At 43.4% G+C, this 16,995-nt stretch carries 14 protein-coding genes and 1 tRNA gene; 9 read left to right on the top strand and 6 right to left on the bottom strand.

The window, feature by feature from the left end; genetic code table 11:
- Positions 1-75: 75 nt before the first annotated feature.
- The 3 genes from BLV00_RS04275 (at position 76) to BLV00_RS04265 (ending at position 5,228) form a co-directional block, all read left to right on the top strand.
- Positions 76-2,550 (top strand): S8 family serine peptidase, encoded by a 2,475-nt coding sequence (locus tag BLV00_RS04275; RefSeq protein ID WP_093042786.1) that lies wholly within the window; start codon positions 76-78, stop codon positions 2,548-2,550.
- Between the two features lie 18 nt (positions 2,551-2,568).
- On the top strand, positions 2,569-5,037 hold the full coding sequence (locus BLV00_RS04270; RefSeq protein ID WP_093042784.1) for a S8 family serine peptidase: 2,469 nt from the start codon (positions 2,569-2,571) through the stop codon (positions 5,035-5,037).
- Positions 5,038-5,155: 118 nt separating this feature from the next.
- Positions 5,156-5,228, top strand: a tRNA-Ala gene (locus tag BLV00_RS04265).
- A gap of 204 nt (positions 5,229-5,432) precedes the next feature.
- Here BLV00_RS04265 and BLV00_RS04260 read toward each other — a convergent pair.
- Positions 5,433-5,924, bottom strand: a complete 492-nt coding sequence (locus tag BLV00_RS04260; protein ID WP_093042782.1) for a hypothetical protein — start codon at positions 5,922-5,924, stop codon at positions 5,433-5,435.
- Positions 5,925-6,179: 255 nt separating this feature from the next.
- On the opposite strand from BLV00_RS04260, the gene BLV00_RS04255 reads away from it, so the two are divergent.
- The gene (locus BLV00_RS04255) at positions 6,180-6,899 is read left to right on the top strand and encodes a DUF421 domain-containing protein (RefSeq protein ID WP_093042780.1); all 720 of its coding nucleotides are present in this window, start codon (positions 6,180-6,182) and stop codon (positions 6,897-6,899) included.
- A 122-nt stretch (positions 6,900-7,021) separates the two neighbouring features.
- Here the strand turns inward: BLV00_RS04255 and BLV00_RS04250 are convergent, their stop codons facing one another.
- Positions 7,022-7,189, bottom strand: coding sequence for a YfhE family protein (locus tag BLV00_RS04250; RefSeq protein WP_093042776.1), 168 nt, complete (start codon positions 7,187-7,189; stop codon positions 7,022-7,024).
- Positions 7,190-7,361: 172 nt separating this feature from the next.
- A complete protein-coding gene (locus tag BLV00_RS04245; RefSeq protein WP_093042774.1) occupies positions 7,362-7,631 on the bottom strand; it encodes a sortase domain-containing protein in 270 nt (89 codons plus the stop codon).
- A gap of 23 nt (positions 7,632-7,654) precedes the next feature.
- Here BLV00_RS04245 and BLV00_RS04240 point away from each other — a divergent pair, with 23 nt between their 5' ends.
- From BLV00_RS04240 to lpdA, 5 genes are all read left to right on the top strand, one after another.
- Complete coding sequence (locus tag BLV00_RS04240; protein WP_245728814.1) at positions 7,655-9,460, top strand: sigma-54-dependent Fis family transcriptional regulator; 1,806 nt, start codon at positions 7,655-7,657, stop codon at positions 9,458-9,460.
- Between the two features lie 195 nt (positions 9,461-9,655).
- A complete protein-coding gene (locus BLV00_RS04235) occupies positions 9,656-10,666 on the top strand; it encodes a thiamine pyrophosphate-dependent dehydrogenase E1 component subunit alpha (protein ID WP_093042771.1) in 1,011 nt (336 codons plus the stop codon).
- Between the two features lie 3 nt (positions 10,667-10,669).
- Positions 10,670-11,704 carry an alpha-ketoacid dehydrogenase subunit beta gene (locus tag BLV00_RS04230; RefSeq protein ID WP_093042769.1) on the top strand — a complete coding sequence of 345 codons (1,035 nt, stop codon included), beginning with the start codon at positions 10,670-10,672 and terminating at the stop codon, positions 11,702-11,704.
- Between the two features lie 38 nt (positions 11,705-11,742).
- Positions 11,743-13,008, top strand: a complete 1,266-nt coding sequence (locus BLV00_RS04225; protein WP_093042767.1) for a dihydrolipoamide acetyltransferase family protein — start codon at positions 11,743-11,745, stop codon at positions 13,006-13,008.
- 16 nt (positions 13,009-13,024) lie between these two features.
- Positions 13,025-14,413, top strand: coding sequence for a dihydrolipoyl dehydrogenase (lpdA, locus tag BLV00_RS04220; RefSeq protein ID WP_093042765.1), 1,389 nt, complete (start codon positions 13,025-13,027; stop codon positions 14,411-14,413).
- 68 nt (positions 14,414-14,481) lie between these two features.
- On the opposite strand, the gene BLV00_RS04215 is transcribed toward lpdA, so the two are convergent.
- The 3 genes from BLV00_RS04215 to BLV00_RS04205 form a co-directional block, all read right to left on the bottom strand.
- Positions 14,482-15,099: a class D sortase gene (locus BLV00_RS04215; protein WP_093042763.1), complete on the bottom strand. Its 618-nt coding sequence runs from the start codon at positions 15,097-15,099 to the stop codon at positions 14,482-14,484.
- Between the two features lie 16 nt (positions 15,100-15,115).
- Positions 15,116-15,706: an LPXTG cell wall anchor domain-containing protein gene (locus BLV00_RS04210; protein WP_093042761.1), complete on the bottom strand. Its 591-nt coding sequence runs from the start codon at positions 15,704-15,706 to the stop codon at positions 15,116-15,118.
- Positions 15,707-15,862: 156 nt separating this feature from the next.
- The gene (locus tag BLV00_RS04205) at positions 15,863-16,783 is read right to left on the bottom strand and encodes a LysR family transcriptional regulator (protein WP_093042759.1); all 921 of its coding nucleotides are present in this window, start codon (positions 16,781-16,783) and stop codon (positions 15,863-15,865) included.
- Between the last annotated feature and the right edge of the window lie 212 nt (positions 16,784-16,995).

Here is a 16,995-nt window from a genome sequence, read left to right as displayed (position 1 = left end):
GAATAGTTACTTTACCTGTGAAGTGAGATAATTACATTAATATTTCAATTATTCTGAACAAGTGGGAGGGTTAATATGAAAGTGAAATCACTTATTACTACTATGATATTGATTGCTGGTCTGTTATTAGGGTTCTTTCCATACGCTTCTGGCGGATCAGCCAATACCTCAGGAACAGTCATAGATACTGCATTGGTAAACAAACTGGCGAGTGTGGAAGGACCAGTCGAAGCAATTGTCACATTTGAGGGACAGGAAGCTCTATCATCTTCACACTTGCAAGTATTGAGAGAGGCCGGAATCACGAAAGGCATTACGTTTGAAAGCCTTCCAATGGCAGGAGTTTTAATTACGAAAGAGCAAATGGACCAATTGAAGGAAAAGAGTGAAATCCGTTCTATTTACTTCAACCATGATGTGGAGTACGAAAATGAGGGATCTACAGACCTTACCGGTGTAGATCGAGTACGGACCTCGGAAGAATTCCGAAAGAAAAATGACGGTCTGCCAGTCTCAGGTAGCGGAGTGGGCGTGGTTGTCAATGACAGCGGCGTAGACGGAACGCATAAAGATCATGAATATCCATCACACTTAGTGCAAAATGTGGATGCTTCTTTGAATCTACATGCTGTCAGTGAATTTCTTCCGATTACTTACCTTGAGAATGTTCCGAATACCGATACGGATTCCGGCCACGGCACCCATGTAGCTGGAATCGTTGGCGGAACAGGTGCGATGTCAGGGGGGAAATATGAAGGAGTAGCGCCGGGGGCAGACTTGATCGGGTATGGTTCGGGTGCTGCCGTCACAATTTTAGATACGATTGGCGGCTTTGATTATGCGCTCACCCATCAGCACGAATACGATATTCGAGTCATCACTAATTCATGGGGGAGCACGAGCGATGTTGGAACAGCATTTGATCCGCACGATCCGATCAACATTGCTACGAAAAAATTATACGATCGTGGAATCGTTACTGTATTTTCAGCTGGAAACTCCGGTCCAGGACAAGCGACAATTTCTGGTAACTATAAAAAAGCTCCATGGGTCATCACGGTTGCAGCTGGAACAAAGGATGGAAAACTAGCAGACTTTTCTTCCCGGGGTGTTGATGGAAAAGGTGGAAAAGTCGTCGTTGACGGAGAGGCATGGACATGGGAAGACCGGCCGACGATTACAGCCCCTGGTGTGGGCATTATCTCTACTAGAGTCGTGTCTCCATTATCATCTTTGGGGGCGGCCGATGATGCAGAGAATATCGATCCTGGCCACCTGCCATATTACACAACCATGAGCGGGACTTCAATGGCAGCACCTCACATCGCTGGAGTCGTTGCTTTACTGCTGGAGGCTGACCCGACGTTATCGCCATTAGAAGTAAAACAGCTAATCCAGGACACAGCGACTAATATGCCAGGATATGAACTTTGGGAAACAGGAGCAGGCTATGTCAATGCATATGCGGCTGTAGATGCGGCATTTTCGGATAAAAGTTATGGCAGTACCGTGAACATGAATCGTACCTTCCACGCAGAGGTCGAAACCGAGGTGGACTATGATTCCTTTGCTATCGAGTATGACCCACTAAACTTGTCTGGAAATGATTATGCCTTTGAAGTTGAGGAAGGAATAGATGAAGTAACCGCACGTATCAATGCCAAGGGACTATTAGAAGAAACAGGGAATACAGTGAATCTACTTTTGGAAGCACCCGATGGGACAACATACAGTTCAGGAATTTCTGTCCTGTTCCCCCTTTACACGGATCGTACAGTGCAGGTGGCTGATCCAGTACCGGGTACCTGGAAGGTTAAGCTGGAGGGACTGGAAGGAACGCTTGCTTTGCCGGAAACGATAGAAGGAGAGCTGGCATTGAAATCAGCTACAGGTTATTCAGGATTGAAAGATATCAGCGGACATCCCACAGAAGCTGCAATCAAAATGGCTGTCAGCGAGCGATTGATTGATAGTTTCAACGATCAAACATATAAACCCGATCGACCGCTGGAACGAATCGAGCTAGCTAAGTTTTTAGTAATGGGAGCTGGCGTTGTCCAGTCATTGCCATCGGAAGGTACCTCTAGTTTCCGGGATGTAAAAGATGAAAACAGAGCGTTTGCCGAGGCGGTGACCGCAAAAGGTGCAGCCTTATTAGACAAACAGCAAATCCATAACGGAGTGATGCTTCCCACCGCTGATGAGGAATTTTCAGAAAAGCAGGCAGTCACACGGGCAGAACTCGCTTTTTCTCTAGTCCAGAGCCTCGGTCTGCAAGAAGAAGCTGAGCAATTGAATGGTGAACAATTGACTGTGAGACATAAAGGAGAACGTGTTGCTGTAACCGATGAAGCAGATGTTCCTGCGGAATTGAAAGGCTATGTCCAGCTGGCGCTTGATTTGAACATATTGAATGCTTATTTTTCCGTCAGTCAAGGGAACTATGATTTACAGCCGACGATCGAAGCAAGCTTCAAACCCGATGAAACAGTTACAAGAGGCGATTATGCAGTGGCAATCACACGCTATTACCAGACTTATTTCAAGTAAATGGAAGGGAGCAATTTGATGAAACGACTGATCAGCTTATTATGTATAGCAGTACTTGTACTTACTTTGTTTGCTGGAGGCACAATGGTCAATGCAGTCGAAAACAGCGTGACCATCGACCCCGATCTGACTGAAATTTTGGAAACGGAATCAGGCCCTTATCAAGTCATCGTCACTTTTCATGGCGATGGAGGTGTAACCAATAATCAGCTTGGATTGCTGGAGGAACTTGGAATCGAAACAGGCGTTGCTATGCAGTCATTGCCGATCGTTGGATTGTTGGCAACTAAGAATCAGATCGATCAGCTGGCAGATAGAAGCGAAGTCCGTTCGATTTATTTGAACAAGGAACTAGAATACTACAATGCCGATGCTACTGAAATTACTGGCGTCGATAAGGCCCGTACGGATGCAGACATGACAGCTGAAAATGGCGGCATGCCTATTTCCGGAGAAGGCATAGGGGTAGTTGTCAATGATAGCGGAGTCGATGGTACACATAAAGACCATGAGCTTGGCCGGAACCTTGTGCAGAATGTTGCAGGTTCTACCAACTTGAACAGTCTGGCACCTGGACTTCTTCCAGTAAGCTATACAGAAAATGTGCCAAATACGGATACTAACTCTGGTCATGGTACTCACGTCGCTGGAACAGTTGGTGGTACCGGGGCTATGTCAGGCGGTTTATATGAAGGAGCAGCGCCTGGAGCTGATCTGATCGGCTATGGTTCTGGTGCAGCACTTTTCGTACTGGATACGATCGGCGGATTTGATTATGCGATCACGCATCAAAATGAATACAATATCCGTGTAATTACGAACTCATGGGGCTCTTCCGGGGACTTTGATCCAGAAAATCCAGTGAATATTGCCAGCAAGAAAACATATGACCGTGGCATTACTGTTTTATTTGCAGCCGGTAATGAGGGTCCGGGGGAGAATACACATAATCCTTACGCTAAAGCACCATGGGTCATTTCCGTTGGTGCTGGTGAAAAAGACGGCAAGCTTGCTGACTTTTCCTCTCGTGGAACAAAAAGTGTCGGGGGCACGTTCGAGTTAGACGGCAAAACCTGGACGTGGAAGGATCAACCGACGATCACCGCCCCTGGGGTAGACATCATTTCGACTCGTGTCATTGCACCTGTCAGTTCATTAGCGATTGATTCTGATTTGGAAGAAATCGATCCAGCTCATGTCCCTTATTATACGATGATGAGCGGCACATCAATGGCAACTCCCCATGTCGCAGGCGTTGTAGCGCTTATGTTAGAAGCTGACCCGACGCTTTCACCGGATGAGGTGAAGGAGATCATCGAGCAGACAGCTACGAATATGCCGGGATATGAACCATGGGAAGTCGGTGCGGGCTATCTTAATGCTTACGCAGCCGTTGACAGTATTCTCTTCAATAAGGACTTTGGAAAAACAGTCAACGCAAAAAGGACTTTCCATAGTGAAGTGGAAAGTATGACGGAAAGAGAAGCATTTACTGTTGATTACAATCCATTGACCTATGTGTCCGATAACCACTACGAATTCGAAGTGGAAGAGGGATTGAGCGGATTGACGGCCAAAGTGAATGGCAAAGGGCTGCTTGAAGAAACCGGAAATCCTATCAATCTCGTATTAATCGCTCCTGATGGAACCGAGTACAGTTCCGGTATTAGTCTTTTGTTCACGCTTTATACGGACCGGACGGTTACTGTCAATTCTCCACAAGCTGGAACCTGGAAAGCGGAAGTGAGAGGCTTGAAGGGTGATGATTTGAATCCGACCGATGGTTTAGGTTTGCCGGAAGAAGTGGAAGGAACATTAGCTTATACTAAAGTAGATGGATACACAGGACTTGAAGATATTGCTGCCCACCCGGCAGCTGGAGCAATCCAAATGGGCATCAATGAACGGTTGTTTGATGGTTATGCTGATGGAGAATTCAAGCCGGATCAGGAGCTGGTACGCAGTGAGCTGGCAGAATATCTCGTGATGGGTGCAGAAATTCGCCAATCATTGCCTTTTGAGGGAGCAAGTTTTGTGGATGTTGATGAGAGTGATAGGCCGTTTGTCGAAGCAGTAACCGCAGATGGGGCAGCTTTCATGGATTTCAAGCATCAGTATGATGGTGTGATGCTGTCGAAAGCGGATGGATTTGCGCCTGACGATCGTGTAACGAGAGAAGAATTAGCCTATTCTTTAGTGCAAAGTCTAGGTCTACAAGACGAAGCACAATCTTTTTCCGATAACGTGACGGTTGAATATAAAGGTGAAAGAATAGAAGTGGTAGATGCAAATGAAATTTCTGATTCAATGAAAGGGTATGTCCAATATGCACTGGACTTGAACATTATCAATGCAAGCTATGAAGTCACACAGGGCAAGTATGACTTAGAACCGACTGTCAAAGCGTACTTTACCCCGAACGAAGAAGTGACGCGCGGAGATTTTGCGGTTGCGATGACCCGTTATTACAATGCCTATCACCAGTAAAAATATAATGCAACCATACAAACCCTGCTGAAAATTTGGCAGGGTTTGTATTTTCCTCTTGATATTTATGAAGAACTCGTTATATAATACTGATTGTCGAGTTAATAAATTGAATTACGGGGCATTAGCTCAGCTGGGAGAGCGCTACACTGGCAGTGTAGAGGTCAGCGGTTCGAGCCCGCTATGCTCCATATAAAGAGTAAATCCACTTACACCAGTAAGTGGATTTTTTATATTTTCCTATAAAAAGGCAGCAAGCGTACCGAGCGCCAGGGGGAGGCGCTGGTCTTGCTTACTGCCACTCTTTAAATACATCTTACTAGAATCAGCCGCCAGTTATCAGCAATGTAATTGAATTGATATCAAATTTACACAGCTTTTCCACATTCGTGAAATTATTTACGCTGTCCCCCGTTGATAACCTGCTTCCGCTCAAAGTCTCTTACAGTAGCATCCTTTCTAAAAGGAATGAACTCTTTATTTTTTTTAATCTCTGCAGGAGTAGTTTCCTCGGAAGATACTTGATTTTCCTCTGTAACTTCAGGTTTTTTTTCTTCTGATGAGGGCTGCTGCATCCCCGCTATCCATGTTTCAAATGGGTAAGTGCCGCGATCAATAATCATACAAAGGTCTTCGAGTGTCTGGGTAAGTGCCGCCAAACATTCTACGCCGTTTTTTAACAGAATGCCTTTCCGTTTTGCTTTTTCGACAGAGTGTTCCAATCGGTAAGACTGTTCTTTATATTCAAACTCTATATAGCAACTGTTGCGATCCCAATTGAAATGGTAGTCGTTGATTCTCAAACGCTTCATTACTTCCACTAGTTTTCTTTCGCTTGTATCCTGGTCTTTATAGGGCATCCATTTAAATAAACTGTTTTTCAACATACTTACACCCTTTCTTATTATGTTAAGTTATTATGCTAATTCCTTATATCATTGAAATTCGACAAAGCGACAAAAATCCCTGTAAAAATCGTTTTACATATATCGAGATATTTTTACAAAAATCGGGAAACCAATCTGTTTTGTATGCACGGGTTATGACTTATATTAGCAGAATTTTTTTCTAATAATCTTTGATAATTTAAGGTGAATTGGCTAAAAATAAGATAGTGATTTATATGTTAAGGGGGAGTATGTGTGGATTTCTTCAGCTCTCAAGAGTCTCTTACTGCGGTTCAATGGACGTTAAGAGCAATCGTCGGTTTCATTTTCTTCATTATTTTAGCCAAACTAATGGGCCAGCGTTCCATCTCACAAGTCGGTTTGCTTGACTTTGTGATAGTACTATTGATTGGCAACATCATTGCCCACCCATTATCGGATGAAGGGTTAGGATTAAAGGGATCTATGATTACGATGGGTGTGATATTGATCCTTTACTTGATTGGGATTTTATTAAGTGTACGATCACCCAAGGTGAGAAAGTTATTTATCCCAGCACCCATACCACTGATCGAAAATGGTGAAATTCGGTACAAAAATTTAAAGAAAGCACGGGTCTCGGTTGATGTACTTTTGTCGGAACTTCGCAAAGAAAAGACGGAGGATGTCCAGAAAGTCGCACTTGCTTTATGGGAGCCAGGAGGAACGGTTTCCTTCTTTTTACGGTCCCAGTATCAACCACTGACACCATCGACGTTTGGTGCACCAGTTAAGCCATTTAAACTTCCTAAAACGGTAATCAAAGAAAAAAAGATCGACTATAAAGAATTAGAACAGCTGGGTAAAGATGAAGGGTGGCTATTAAACAAACTTTCACTTACATACAAAAACATCAGTGTGAATGATATATTGCTGGGCACTATCGATGAAAAGGAAAACCTGAATGTTTTCCTTTATCATTCCAGAAAAATTTAAGTATTACATGACATAAAAGAAGTAGGCTATTTTCTGTTATGTTATGGAACCCGGTAATTTTAATCCTTATTGAAAAGGATGCCATAAAAAAAGCAGCTATGAAAAGCTGCTTTTTTTATGACTTATTGTTTTAAATCAGGATTTTCTCTTTTTGCTTCTTTGACTTTCTGTTTTCGGTATCCACCAGCTTTATCTGCCTGTTTGAATTCTTTCGCATAGTGGACTTCTTGTGCATCTGTTGGATCAATCCCATTTCCGCCAACTGGCTGATACTGTGCCTTTCTTCCCATAGTAGTACTCATCCTTTCTGTAGGAATTGGGTTATATAATATTTTCCCGCTACAGCCTGCCAATAAACATCGAGGTCGATTCTCCCTTAAATTACAACAAACTTTCTCCCGCTGATTCCTTTTTTATCACTGATAATAGAAAGGCGCTGCAATTGCAGCGCCTTGTTAGTGTTTATCCATTTTTGTCTACGGACACTAATTCTGCCTGAACAATGTAACGGTCTGGTGCAGAACCGACAAAATCAAAGGGATAACAAGTAGTCAACGTGAGTGTTGGCTTGTCTTTAGCTAATATAACAGAGCGATCATCCTCTTTGGTTTTAAATATATTAAAATATTTGTAGGAATTTTCGGAAATTTGAGTGATAGGGGGAGGAACCAGAATAATTATAATCGAATAAAAGAGATAGTACGCTCTTTTTCTGACTAAATTTAAAACCATTCAAAGAGGTGAAGGATCCCGTGGTGGAACAAATCACAAAAGGAGATTGGAGACGATTTGTCCAGGAAGGTGTATTGGATGATTCACGTATTAATGAGCGGATTCAAACATCGTGGAATCATTGTAGACGGCTTGGGGTCGATCCTTACAACGGGAAAGGCACCAAATTGTTGTCTTATGATGCGTTACAGAAAAGGAGAAAAGAAAATAGCCGGCTGATTCAATTGGCAGAACCGTTTATCAAAAAGCTTGCAGTTATGTACCATGATTCTAATGTGATTTTGCTGCTTGTCGATCGTGAGGGCTATGTCCTTCGGATGGTAGGGGAGACACAAGTGAAAGCTACTGCGGGTCAGATAAACTTTACAGAGGGCGTGAAATGGACGGAAGAACAAGTCGGAACGAATGCAATAGGAACTGCATTGGCAATTGGAGAACCAATCGCTATTAATGGCATGGAACATTTTTCAGTAGCTTCGCAAACTTGGGGGTGTTCAGCTGCTCCGATTAAAGATGAAAATGGCGAAGTGATTGGTGCTCTGGATATTTCAAGTCCATATATACCCGACCACTATCAGCATGTGCTTGCGACAGTAGTTGCTGCTGCCTATGCGATTGAAAGCAAGTGGCAGCATATAATGAAAGAAGAAGAGCTTGAGTTAGTCAATTTAGGGTTGAAAGAAGAAAGAGGCAGTAACCGTTCCTTCATTATTTATAATCGTAACAACCAGCTAGTTTACGCATCGGCTGCTATTACCAATGTCCCTGCTACGATTTCTGAATTACCGACAAATCACAAACAGTCTCCTGTATACGCTAAAGATTCAAGTGAAATCATCGGGCATCATATCACTTTAACAAATCATGAAAAATCACCTGTAGTCCAAGGTTGGAACTCCTCGTTCCACTTTCACGGAGTAGCTGGGAAAAGCAGTGCTTTTCAAAAAGTAATAGAACGTGCGAAAAAGGCTGCTAAAAAGAACGTGACTATTCATATTACTGGAGATACAGGGACAGGAAAAGAAGTAATGGCGAGATCACTTCATGATTGCAGTAAATCCACTGGGCGGTTTGTTGCGGTAAATTGTGGCGCCATACCTGAAAACCTGTTGGAAAGCGAACTGTTCGGTTATACAGGTGGAGCATTCACTGGTGCTCAGAGGGGTGGTTATGAGGGAAAAATAGTCCAGGCCAATGGCGGAACTTTATTTTTAGATGAAATTGGTGACATCTCAGTAAAGACCCAGGTTGCTCTGCTGCGAACGCTGCAAGAAAAAAAGGTAGTGCCTATTGGCGGGAAAAAGCCAATACCTGTCTCATTTCGTCTTATTACAGCAACCAATAAGTCACTTGGAGGGCTCGTTAAGAAGGGGCAATTCAGGGAAGATCTTTATTATCGAATCTATGTTTATCCTCTTCATATGCCACCGCTTAAAAGCAGGCTGTCGGACATTCCTGAGTTAGTAGATTATTATTTTCAGAAACGAAATTGGCAATTTACCTGGAGAACAGAAGCTATTCGTGCCTTGCAAAGCTACCATTGGCCAGGGAATATTCGTGAGCTTTTTAATGTATTAGAAGGAATTTATACAGAATATGGTGAACAATCTCCAGATCCTGCAGATGTTGATGCCTATATTCGGCAAATAACTCCACATGAAAGAGAAAAAAGTTTTTCTGTTGAATTATCCACACGTGAGCAGATGGAAAAGGAGTATATTGAAAAAGCGTTGAGACAGCACGGAGGAAGAGCTTCGGCCGCTGCCCGGCAGCTTGGTATTCCCCGCAGCACTTTTTATCGAAAATTGAAGAAATACGAATTAGGGTAATGGAACATTTTGAGACAGAATGAGACAGTTTCCCACTTTGTCTCATTTTCCCGTCAAAAATAAATAGAGAAATGTTTAAAAACGCTTATTATGTAAGCGTTTTCTTTTTTGGCATGAAAATTGCAATAGTTAAAAGTAGAACGCTCCATAGGCAGTTCCGTTAGAGCGTTACAAAAATTAAGGAGGGCGACGTGTATGAGAGTGTCGGAAGTCCAGCAAGAGTCACTGACAGCTGAAAAAGCCAAATGGATGTATCAGAAGATGGTAGAGATTCGTCGTTTTGAAGATCAGGTCCATGAAACGTTCAGTACCGGAACCATACCAGGATTCGTGCATCTATATGCAGGGGAAGAAGCGGTTGCGGTCGGCGTTTGTTCCCATTTAGATGATAAGGATTACATTACGAGCACACACCGCGGGCACGGGCATTGCATAGCTAAAGGATGTGACCTGAAAGGCATGATGGCAGAAATCTATGGAAAAGCCACCGGCCTTTGTAAAGGAAAGGGCGGCTCTATGCACATTGCCGATGTCAGTAAAGGGATGCTTGGAGCAAATGGTATTGTCGGTGGCGGTTTCCCGCTGGCGACTGGAGCAGGCTTATCCGCTAAATTAAGAAAAACTGGCGGTGTAGCGGTTTGCTTCTTTGGTGATGGTGCCAACAATCACGGAACCTTCCATGAAGGAATCAACCAGGCAGCTATTTGGGATCTTCCTGTCATTTTTGTAGCGGAAAATAATGGTTATGGAGAATCAACGCCATTTGAATATGCTTCCAGTTGTAAATCAATTGCTGATCGAGCAGCCGGATATAATATCCCGGGAGAAACGGTGGACGGAAAAGATACGATGGCTGTATATGAAGCGGCACAGCGAGCGGTAGAACGTGCCCGTAACGGGGAAGGGCCTAGTCTGATCGAGTGTGTTACTTATCGAAACTATGGACATTTTGAAGGCGATGCCCAGACATATAAGACACAGGAGGAAAGGGAGCAGCACCTGAATGAATTAGATGCCATTATTCGATTCCGGGAACATCTATTATCGAATAATCTTGCCACAGAGGACGAGCTCCACTCTATTGATGAAAATGTGCGGCAAGCCGTTGCAGATGCAAAGGAGTTTGCGGAAAAAAGTCCAATGCCGGAGGCAAATCAACTGACCACTGATGTGTATGTGAACTATAAACCAGGCGGGGAGGAATAAACCATGGCAAGACAAATTTCATTTGCTGATGCGATTAATGAAGCGATTAAAGAAGCGATGAGAAACGATGAAAATGTTATTTTGCTGGGGGAAGATGTAGCCGGTGGAGCGGACCTTGATCATCTTGGAGATGAAGATGCCTGGGGCGGAGTAATGGGTGTTACCAAAGGATTGGTTCAAGAGTTTGGACGTGACCGGATTCTTGATACTCCGATAGCTGAAGCAGGCTATGTTGGAGCAGCTGTAAGTGCAGCTGCCACCGGAATGCGGCCGATTGCAGAATTGATGTTTAACGATTTTATCGGCAGCTGTCTTGATGAAGTAATGAACCAGGGCGCTAAATTAAGGTACATGTTTGGCGGCCACGCGAAAATTCCACTTGTGATCCGTACGATGCACGGAGCAGGATTCCGTGCAGCAGCTCAGCATTCTCAGACACTTTATGGCATGTTTACCGCTATTCCAGGTGTCAAGGTTGTTGTTCCATCCAGCCCGGCTGATGCCAAAGGACTGCTGATATCTGCTATTGAAGATGACGATATGGTTGTCTTTTTTGAAGACAAAACACTTTACAATGTTAAAGGAGAAGTACCAGAAGGACATTATACGATCCCGATCGGAAAGGCGGACATCAAACGCTCAGGGGATGACTTAACGATAGTAGCAATCGGAAAGCAAGTCAACACAGCGCTTACTGCTGCTGAACAGCTTGAACAAAAGGGAATCGAAGCAGAAGTCGTTGATCCTAGAAGTTTATCTCCACTAGATGAGAATACAATTTTGAAATCCGTTCAGAAAACAAGCAGGCTGCTCATAGTCGATGAAGCCAACCCTCGCTGCAATGCAGCAACAGATATTTCAGCACTGGTAGCGGACAAAGGGTTTGATTATCTGGATGCACCAATCAAAATGGTTACAGCACCTCATAGCCCGGTACCGTTCTCGCCAGCTTTAGAAGATTTGTACTTACCATCACCTGAAAAAATATTAGCCGTAGTTTCTGAATTGATCGATGATGAATCGATTGTAACTATTTAACTAGCTATTAATCTGATGAATGAAGGAGTGGGAATGCCATGGCAGAGAAAGTGGTGATGCCGAAATTTGGAATGAGCATGCAGGAGGGCACCATTGCTGAGTGGTTGAAAAAAGAAAACGAACCAGTAAAGAAAGGGGAGCCTCTGGTTACGATCAGCTCAGAGAAAATAACCAACGAATTAGAGGCTCCGGCGAATGGAGTAATCTTGAAGATTATGGCGAAGGAAGATGAAACGTTAAAAGTGGGCAACACATTAGCATATATTGGGGAGGCAGGTGAAAAGCTCGACACTTCTTCTGATGAAGGAGACAACCCTTCTAAATTCTCAACAGAAACTTCAGCCTCTAGTGAGGTAGCTGCAACTGCTGTTTTGACCGAAGAAAAGCAGGCAACAGATATAGGTAAAAGAATTAAAATATCACCAGCTGCCAAGAAAATGGCGAAATCCAATGGAGTCCCAATGGAAGAATTATTCGGTACAGGCCCACAAGGGCGGATTACCAAGCAGGATGTACAGAATTATTTAGACCAAACTTCAGCCATTGAGGAAGAAAAAGAAAGTCCGGTAACTGCATCTGGTATACCTGAACAACCTGCCAAGAAGCATACAAATTCCAAAGTAACTCCAGCTAAAGGAATGAGGAAAGTAATTTCAGATCGTATGCATCAAAGCCTGCAGGAGAGCGCTCAGCTCACCCTAATGAAAAAGGCGGATATCACCGAGTTACAGGAAATTCAAAAACAAGCGAAACAGGAATTGCAAAAAACAGATGCCGACATTTCTCTAACATTAACAGCGTTTATTGCCAGGGCAACAGTAATGGCCTTAGGAAAACATAAATCAGCTAACAGTGCTTTTACCAATGATGAAATCCATACGTACGAAACGATTAATCTGGGAATGGCAACATCTTTGGATGAAGGGCTGGTTGTTCCGGTAGTATTCCAGGCCGAAAATAAAACCATCCTGGAGTTGGCAGAAAAAATTTATTCTCTCAGCAAAAAAGCAAGAGAAAACAGGCTTTCCAGCGATGAGATGAAGGGATCCACATTTACCATCACCAATTTAGGTGCGTCCGGAATTGAATACTTCACACCGATCTTGAATCCACCGGAAGCCGGGATTTTAGGAGTAGGAACTTATCAAAAATCGGTCGTATTCCAGTGCGGAGAATTAGCAGAACGAACCTTTTTACCACTTAGCTTGACGTTTGATCACCGGGCTCTTGATGGAGATCCTGCCAGTTCCTTTTTAAATGAAATCGTCTATTATCTTGAGCACCCTTATCAAATGTTATTGTAAGAAAGGGAGAATTCAAATGCTTCATACGGATGTTCTTATTATTGGAGCTGGTCCAGGTGGTTACGTGGCAGCATTACGGGCAGCGCAGCTTGGAATGAAAGTCACCATAGTAGAAAAAGAAAAGCTGGGAGGTACTTGTTTAAATGTCGGCTGTATTCCCTCAAAAGCACTGATCGAGGCCAGTCACTACGCTGCAATACCGGACAAAGCTGCAGCTACAGGTGTGCATTTTCCAGATGCGAAGGTGGACTTTGCAGTATTGCAAGCCTGGAAAAATAATATTATCAGGCAGCTGACCGACGGGATTGCCGGATTGCTTCAGCATCGAAATGTAAAAGTCATACAAGGAGTCGCCGCTTTTCTCGATCCTCATACAGTAACTGTTTCCGGCGATGAAGATATGGTAGTGACATTCGATTCATGCATCATCGCAACAGGTTCTCAGCCTGTCAACGTTCCTGCATTTTCTTTTGGTAAGCGTATTCTTTCCTCTGAAGGAGCCTTATCATTAAATAAAAAGCCCTCCTCACTCGCTGTTATTGGAGGTGGGTACATTGGAGTAGAATTGGGAACCATGTTTGCAAACTTCGGAACAGAGGTGACTATCCTTGAGGGACTTCCTTCGATACTTTCAGGATTTTCTTCAGAAATGAGCACACTTGTACAGGAGGAGCTTAATGGAAGAGAGAACGTTGCCATTCATAACGATGCAAACGTCTCTAAAGTTGAAAGTTCGAACGAAGGTGTTGTGGTTAACTTTGAAGTCTTTGGAGAATCTAGGCAAATCTCAGCCGATTATGCGCTGGTTACTGTTGGAAGAAAGCCAAACACAGAAGCCTTACGTATTGATAAAGCGGGAATTGAAGCGACAGAGAAAGGATTCATTCCAATAGACTCCGCCTGTCGTACTAATCAGCCCCATATATTTGCCATTGGGGATGTGACCATTGGACAGGCTCTGGCTCATCGGGCATCGTTACAAGGGAAGCTATCAGCAGAAGCCATCAGCGGAGAAATTGTCGATATAGCTGACCATGTCATCCCTGCTGTTGTATTTTCCGACCCGCCACTTGCAACTGTTGGCCCTTCCCAAGACAAACTCACAACAGAAGGAGTTACAGTGGAGGTACACCATTTTCCTTTTAGCCATAATGGAAGGTCGTTAACTATGAATAATGGTAAAGGGTTTGTGAAGTTGCTGGTTGATTCACTTGATCAGACAATTCTTTCCGCAGAAGTGGCAGGAGAAGGGGCGACGGAGTTAATTAATGAACTTGCTGTTGCTATTCAGTCCGGTCTTACGGCAGAAGATGTTTCTCTTGTTGTCCATGCTCATCCGACTCTTGGAGAAAGCATCATGGAAGCGGCTGACAAAGCGATCGGTTTTCCTGTCCACAGTTTATGAGATATTATAAAATTTGAGAAAAAGTGTTCTTTAAACAAGGCGCTGCAACAGCAGCGCCTTGTTAGTGTTTATCCATTTTTGTCTACGGACACTAATTCTGCCTGAACAATGTAACGGTCTGGTGCAGAACCAACAAAATCAAAGGGATAACAAGTAGTCAACGTGAGTGTTGGTTTGTTTTTATCAACGATGACAGAACGGTCTTCTTCGTTTGTTATCCATGTTTTACGAATCTGATAATCATACGTCATTTCTTCAAAGTTCACATAAAGGTGGTCCCCTTCTTTTACTTTATCCAGCTGTCTGAACACCGTATCACGATGACCGGAGAGAACCACATGGCCAGGATTGTCCGGAGCGACCGTCCATTTGCTGTCATACATCCCTACACCTTTTTTAAGTGTATCAGCCCCCGTACCCCAGTAGACATCATATTGGCTGCCGATACGGGGAATGTCCAACTTTCCGACACTATCTCCGTGCTGATATGATTTGGTATGGTACTTCTGTTTGTCATCGATGGCTGTCAGCTGTTGCTGATAGGCTGTATCATCCCAATTCTCGTACTGCTGGTGCAGTTCTTCTGCATTGTTGGTGACTGCCTGGGTCTGTTCCCACCAGGAATAGCCGCTCCAGGCTATTATTACTAGTCCTGTGATCAATAATAAAATACCGAGCTTCTTCATGTATCTACACCCTTAGTTAGACGGTAGACTTTCTTCTAAAAATAAGGAGAAGTACTCCAATTGCCATCACAGCACCGCCGGAAGCCATTACGATTGGAAGGGAAGTGGCTGTGTCGGGCAGCTCTCCGCCAGACTCGGAAGAAGAAACATGATTCATCCGGTCACCATATACCCATTTACCAGCTTCATAGCTGTAGGTGATGGTCAATGTGTATTCGCCTCGAAGTTGATTTTCCCCATGCTGGGTCAGTTTGTACTTATCATCGCTGACCTTTTCCAGAGTATAATCCTCGTCGGTATTCAACTGAACAGGACCATCCATTTCTTTCAAATATAACTTTCCGTCTCGCTCTTCAAAATAGGTATCCAAGTAATGGTCTGCCAGCGGCCAAACCATGATACCCTTCATTTCTTCTTCTAACCTGTCCATGGAATCATACTTCTTCACTTCGCCATCCTCTGTGGTCTCTAAATAAATCAAATCCTTGAACTGCTGTTCCAACTCTTTGACAGGTGGCTCGCCGTGATTGTCCGCAAAGACAGGATTATGTAATCCTGTAAGCGCTACCAAAAACATGACTACTACTACAGAAAATTTTTTCAACAAACTAAAACCTCCTTAAAGTAGTTACATTAGGTGTGTTCCGGATATTAATGGTAATTAAACATGTTTTTGTAAATTTTCCGTAATTTTTTTAATGTTTTTGATATGAAATCGCAATAAATAAACCCTTGGCTGGCAAGGGTTTATTAAATAGGGGATTCAACTATCCATAGTTACGATCGAATGCATTTCTTCCTTTGCTAAAGATTGCTTTGCCATTTCTATAAATTCACGTACGGCAAAGGGAAGGTATTTGTTATTCTTCCATATCATCCCCAGCTCCAGACTTGCATTGGAATTGATCAATGGAACAGTAACCAGGCTTCGCCCGTTAATTTCATTGGCAATTTTACCAGGAAGCAAAGCGACTCCGAGTTTTGCCTCAACCATTTCAATCATAAAATCACGCTGGGAACTGTGACAGACGACATTGGGAGTAAAACCTCTTTTCGAGCATTCTTCGATGATCCGGTCATGGAGGGTAAAATCCTGACGGTATAAAATGAAAGGTTCATCTTCAAGTTCTGCGAGATCAACCTGTTCTTTATTGGCTAAATGATGATGTTTGTGTACAAGCAACGTCAGTGGATCATTGATGACTTCAATCATTTCGAATAACTCTTGTTTTTTCGCGGGTAAATTACAGACCAGCCCAATATCCAGTGAACCGTCTTCTACGCCCTGCTTAATCATTTTTGACCCGACCTCATTCAGCAGGATTTCCACTTGCGGATACTCCTCTTTATAACGGGTGATGATGCTGGAAAAGAAAGCAGCACCGATAATCGGGGGAATGCCGATTTTCACTTCTCCTTTTTTTAAATCAATGACGTCATTCAGTTCTGAATTCAGATTATGGAAAGCATCCAGCACATTTTTAGCGTTGACCAGGACGGCCTTTCCGGCATCGGTCAAGGTCAATTGCTTGGCGCGGTAAAATAATGGTACGCCCAGCTCATCCTCCAGCTGCTTGATCGCTTTGCTGAGGGAGGGCTGTGACACATGCAGGGTGGAAGCGGCTTTGGTGAAACTCAGCTGTTTTGCTACCTCTGAAAAGTATTCCAGATGGCGGATATCCACATCAATCACTCCTGTTTAGTATTTTGGACCTCTGTAATAAAACAGTTTTTGATATGTATTTATTGTACTATAACTAAAAGGAATAATGTTAATTCCAAATATGTATTTTCGATATGTTCGCTTTTATTATAAGATAAATGATAACGAATGGATAGAAAATTCGGAATTTTGGATCGTTACTCCTATTGATGTGTCAATTTACCCTGCTATCT

Source organism: Thalassobacillus cyri, from assembly GCF_900107755.1.
In the GTDB taxonomy this organism is placed as follows: Bacteria; Bacillota; Bacilli; order Bacillales; family Halobacillaceae; genus Thalassobacillus; species Thalassobacillus cyri.
Note: the sequence above shows the minus strand (reverse complement) of the source record. Positions and strands in the feature narration are given on the sequence as shown.

What these genes read in the sequence shown, in the direction of transcription:
- BLV00_RS04275 (WP_093042786.1), top strand. Translation starts at nt 76, where the DNA reads ATGAAAGTGAAATCACTTATTACTACTATGATATTGATTGCTGGTCTG.
- BLV00_RS04270 (WP_093042784.1), top strand. Translation starts at nt 2,569, where the DNA reads ATGAAACGACTGATCAGCTTATTATGTATAGCAGTACTTGTACTTACT.
- BLV00_RS04260 (WP_093042782.1), bottom strand. Translation starts at nt 5,924, where the DNA reads ATGTTGAAAAACAGTTTATTTAAATGGATGCCCTATAAAGACCAGGAT.
- BLV00_RS04250 (WP_093042776.1), bottom strand. Translation starts at nt 7,189, where the DNA reads ATGGGAAGAAAGGCACAGTATCAGCCAGTTGGCGGAAATGGGATTGAT.
- BLV00_RS04245 (WP_093042774.1), bottom strand. Translation starts at nt 7,631, where the DNA reads ATGGTTTTAAATTTAGTCAGAAAAAGAGCGTACTATCTCTTTTATTCG.
- BLV00_RS04235 (WP_093042771.1), top strand. Translation starts at nt 9,656, where the DNA reads ATGAGAGTGTCGGAAGTCCAGCAAGAGTCACTGACAGCTGAAAAAGCC.
- BLV00_RS04230 (WP_093042769.1), top strand. Translation starts at nt 10,670, where the DNA reads ATGGCAAGACAAATTTCATTTGCTGATGCGATTAATGAAGCGATTAAA.
- BLV00_RS04225 (WP_093042767.1), top strand. Translation starts at nt 11,743, where the DNA reads ATGGCAGAGAAAGTGGTGATGCCGAAATTTGGAATGAGCATGCAGGAG.
- lpdA (WP_093042765.1), top strand. Translation starts at nt 13,025, where the DNA reads ATGCTTCATACGGATGTTCTTATTATTGGAGCTGGTCCAGGTGGTTAC.
- BLV00_RS04215 (WP_093042763.1), bottom strand. Translation starts at nt 15,099, where the DNA reads ATGAAGAAGCTCGGTATTTTATTATTGATCACAGGACTAGTAATAATA.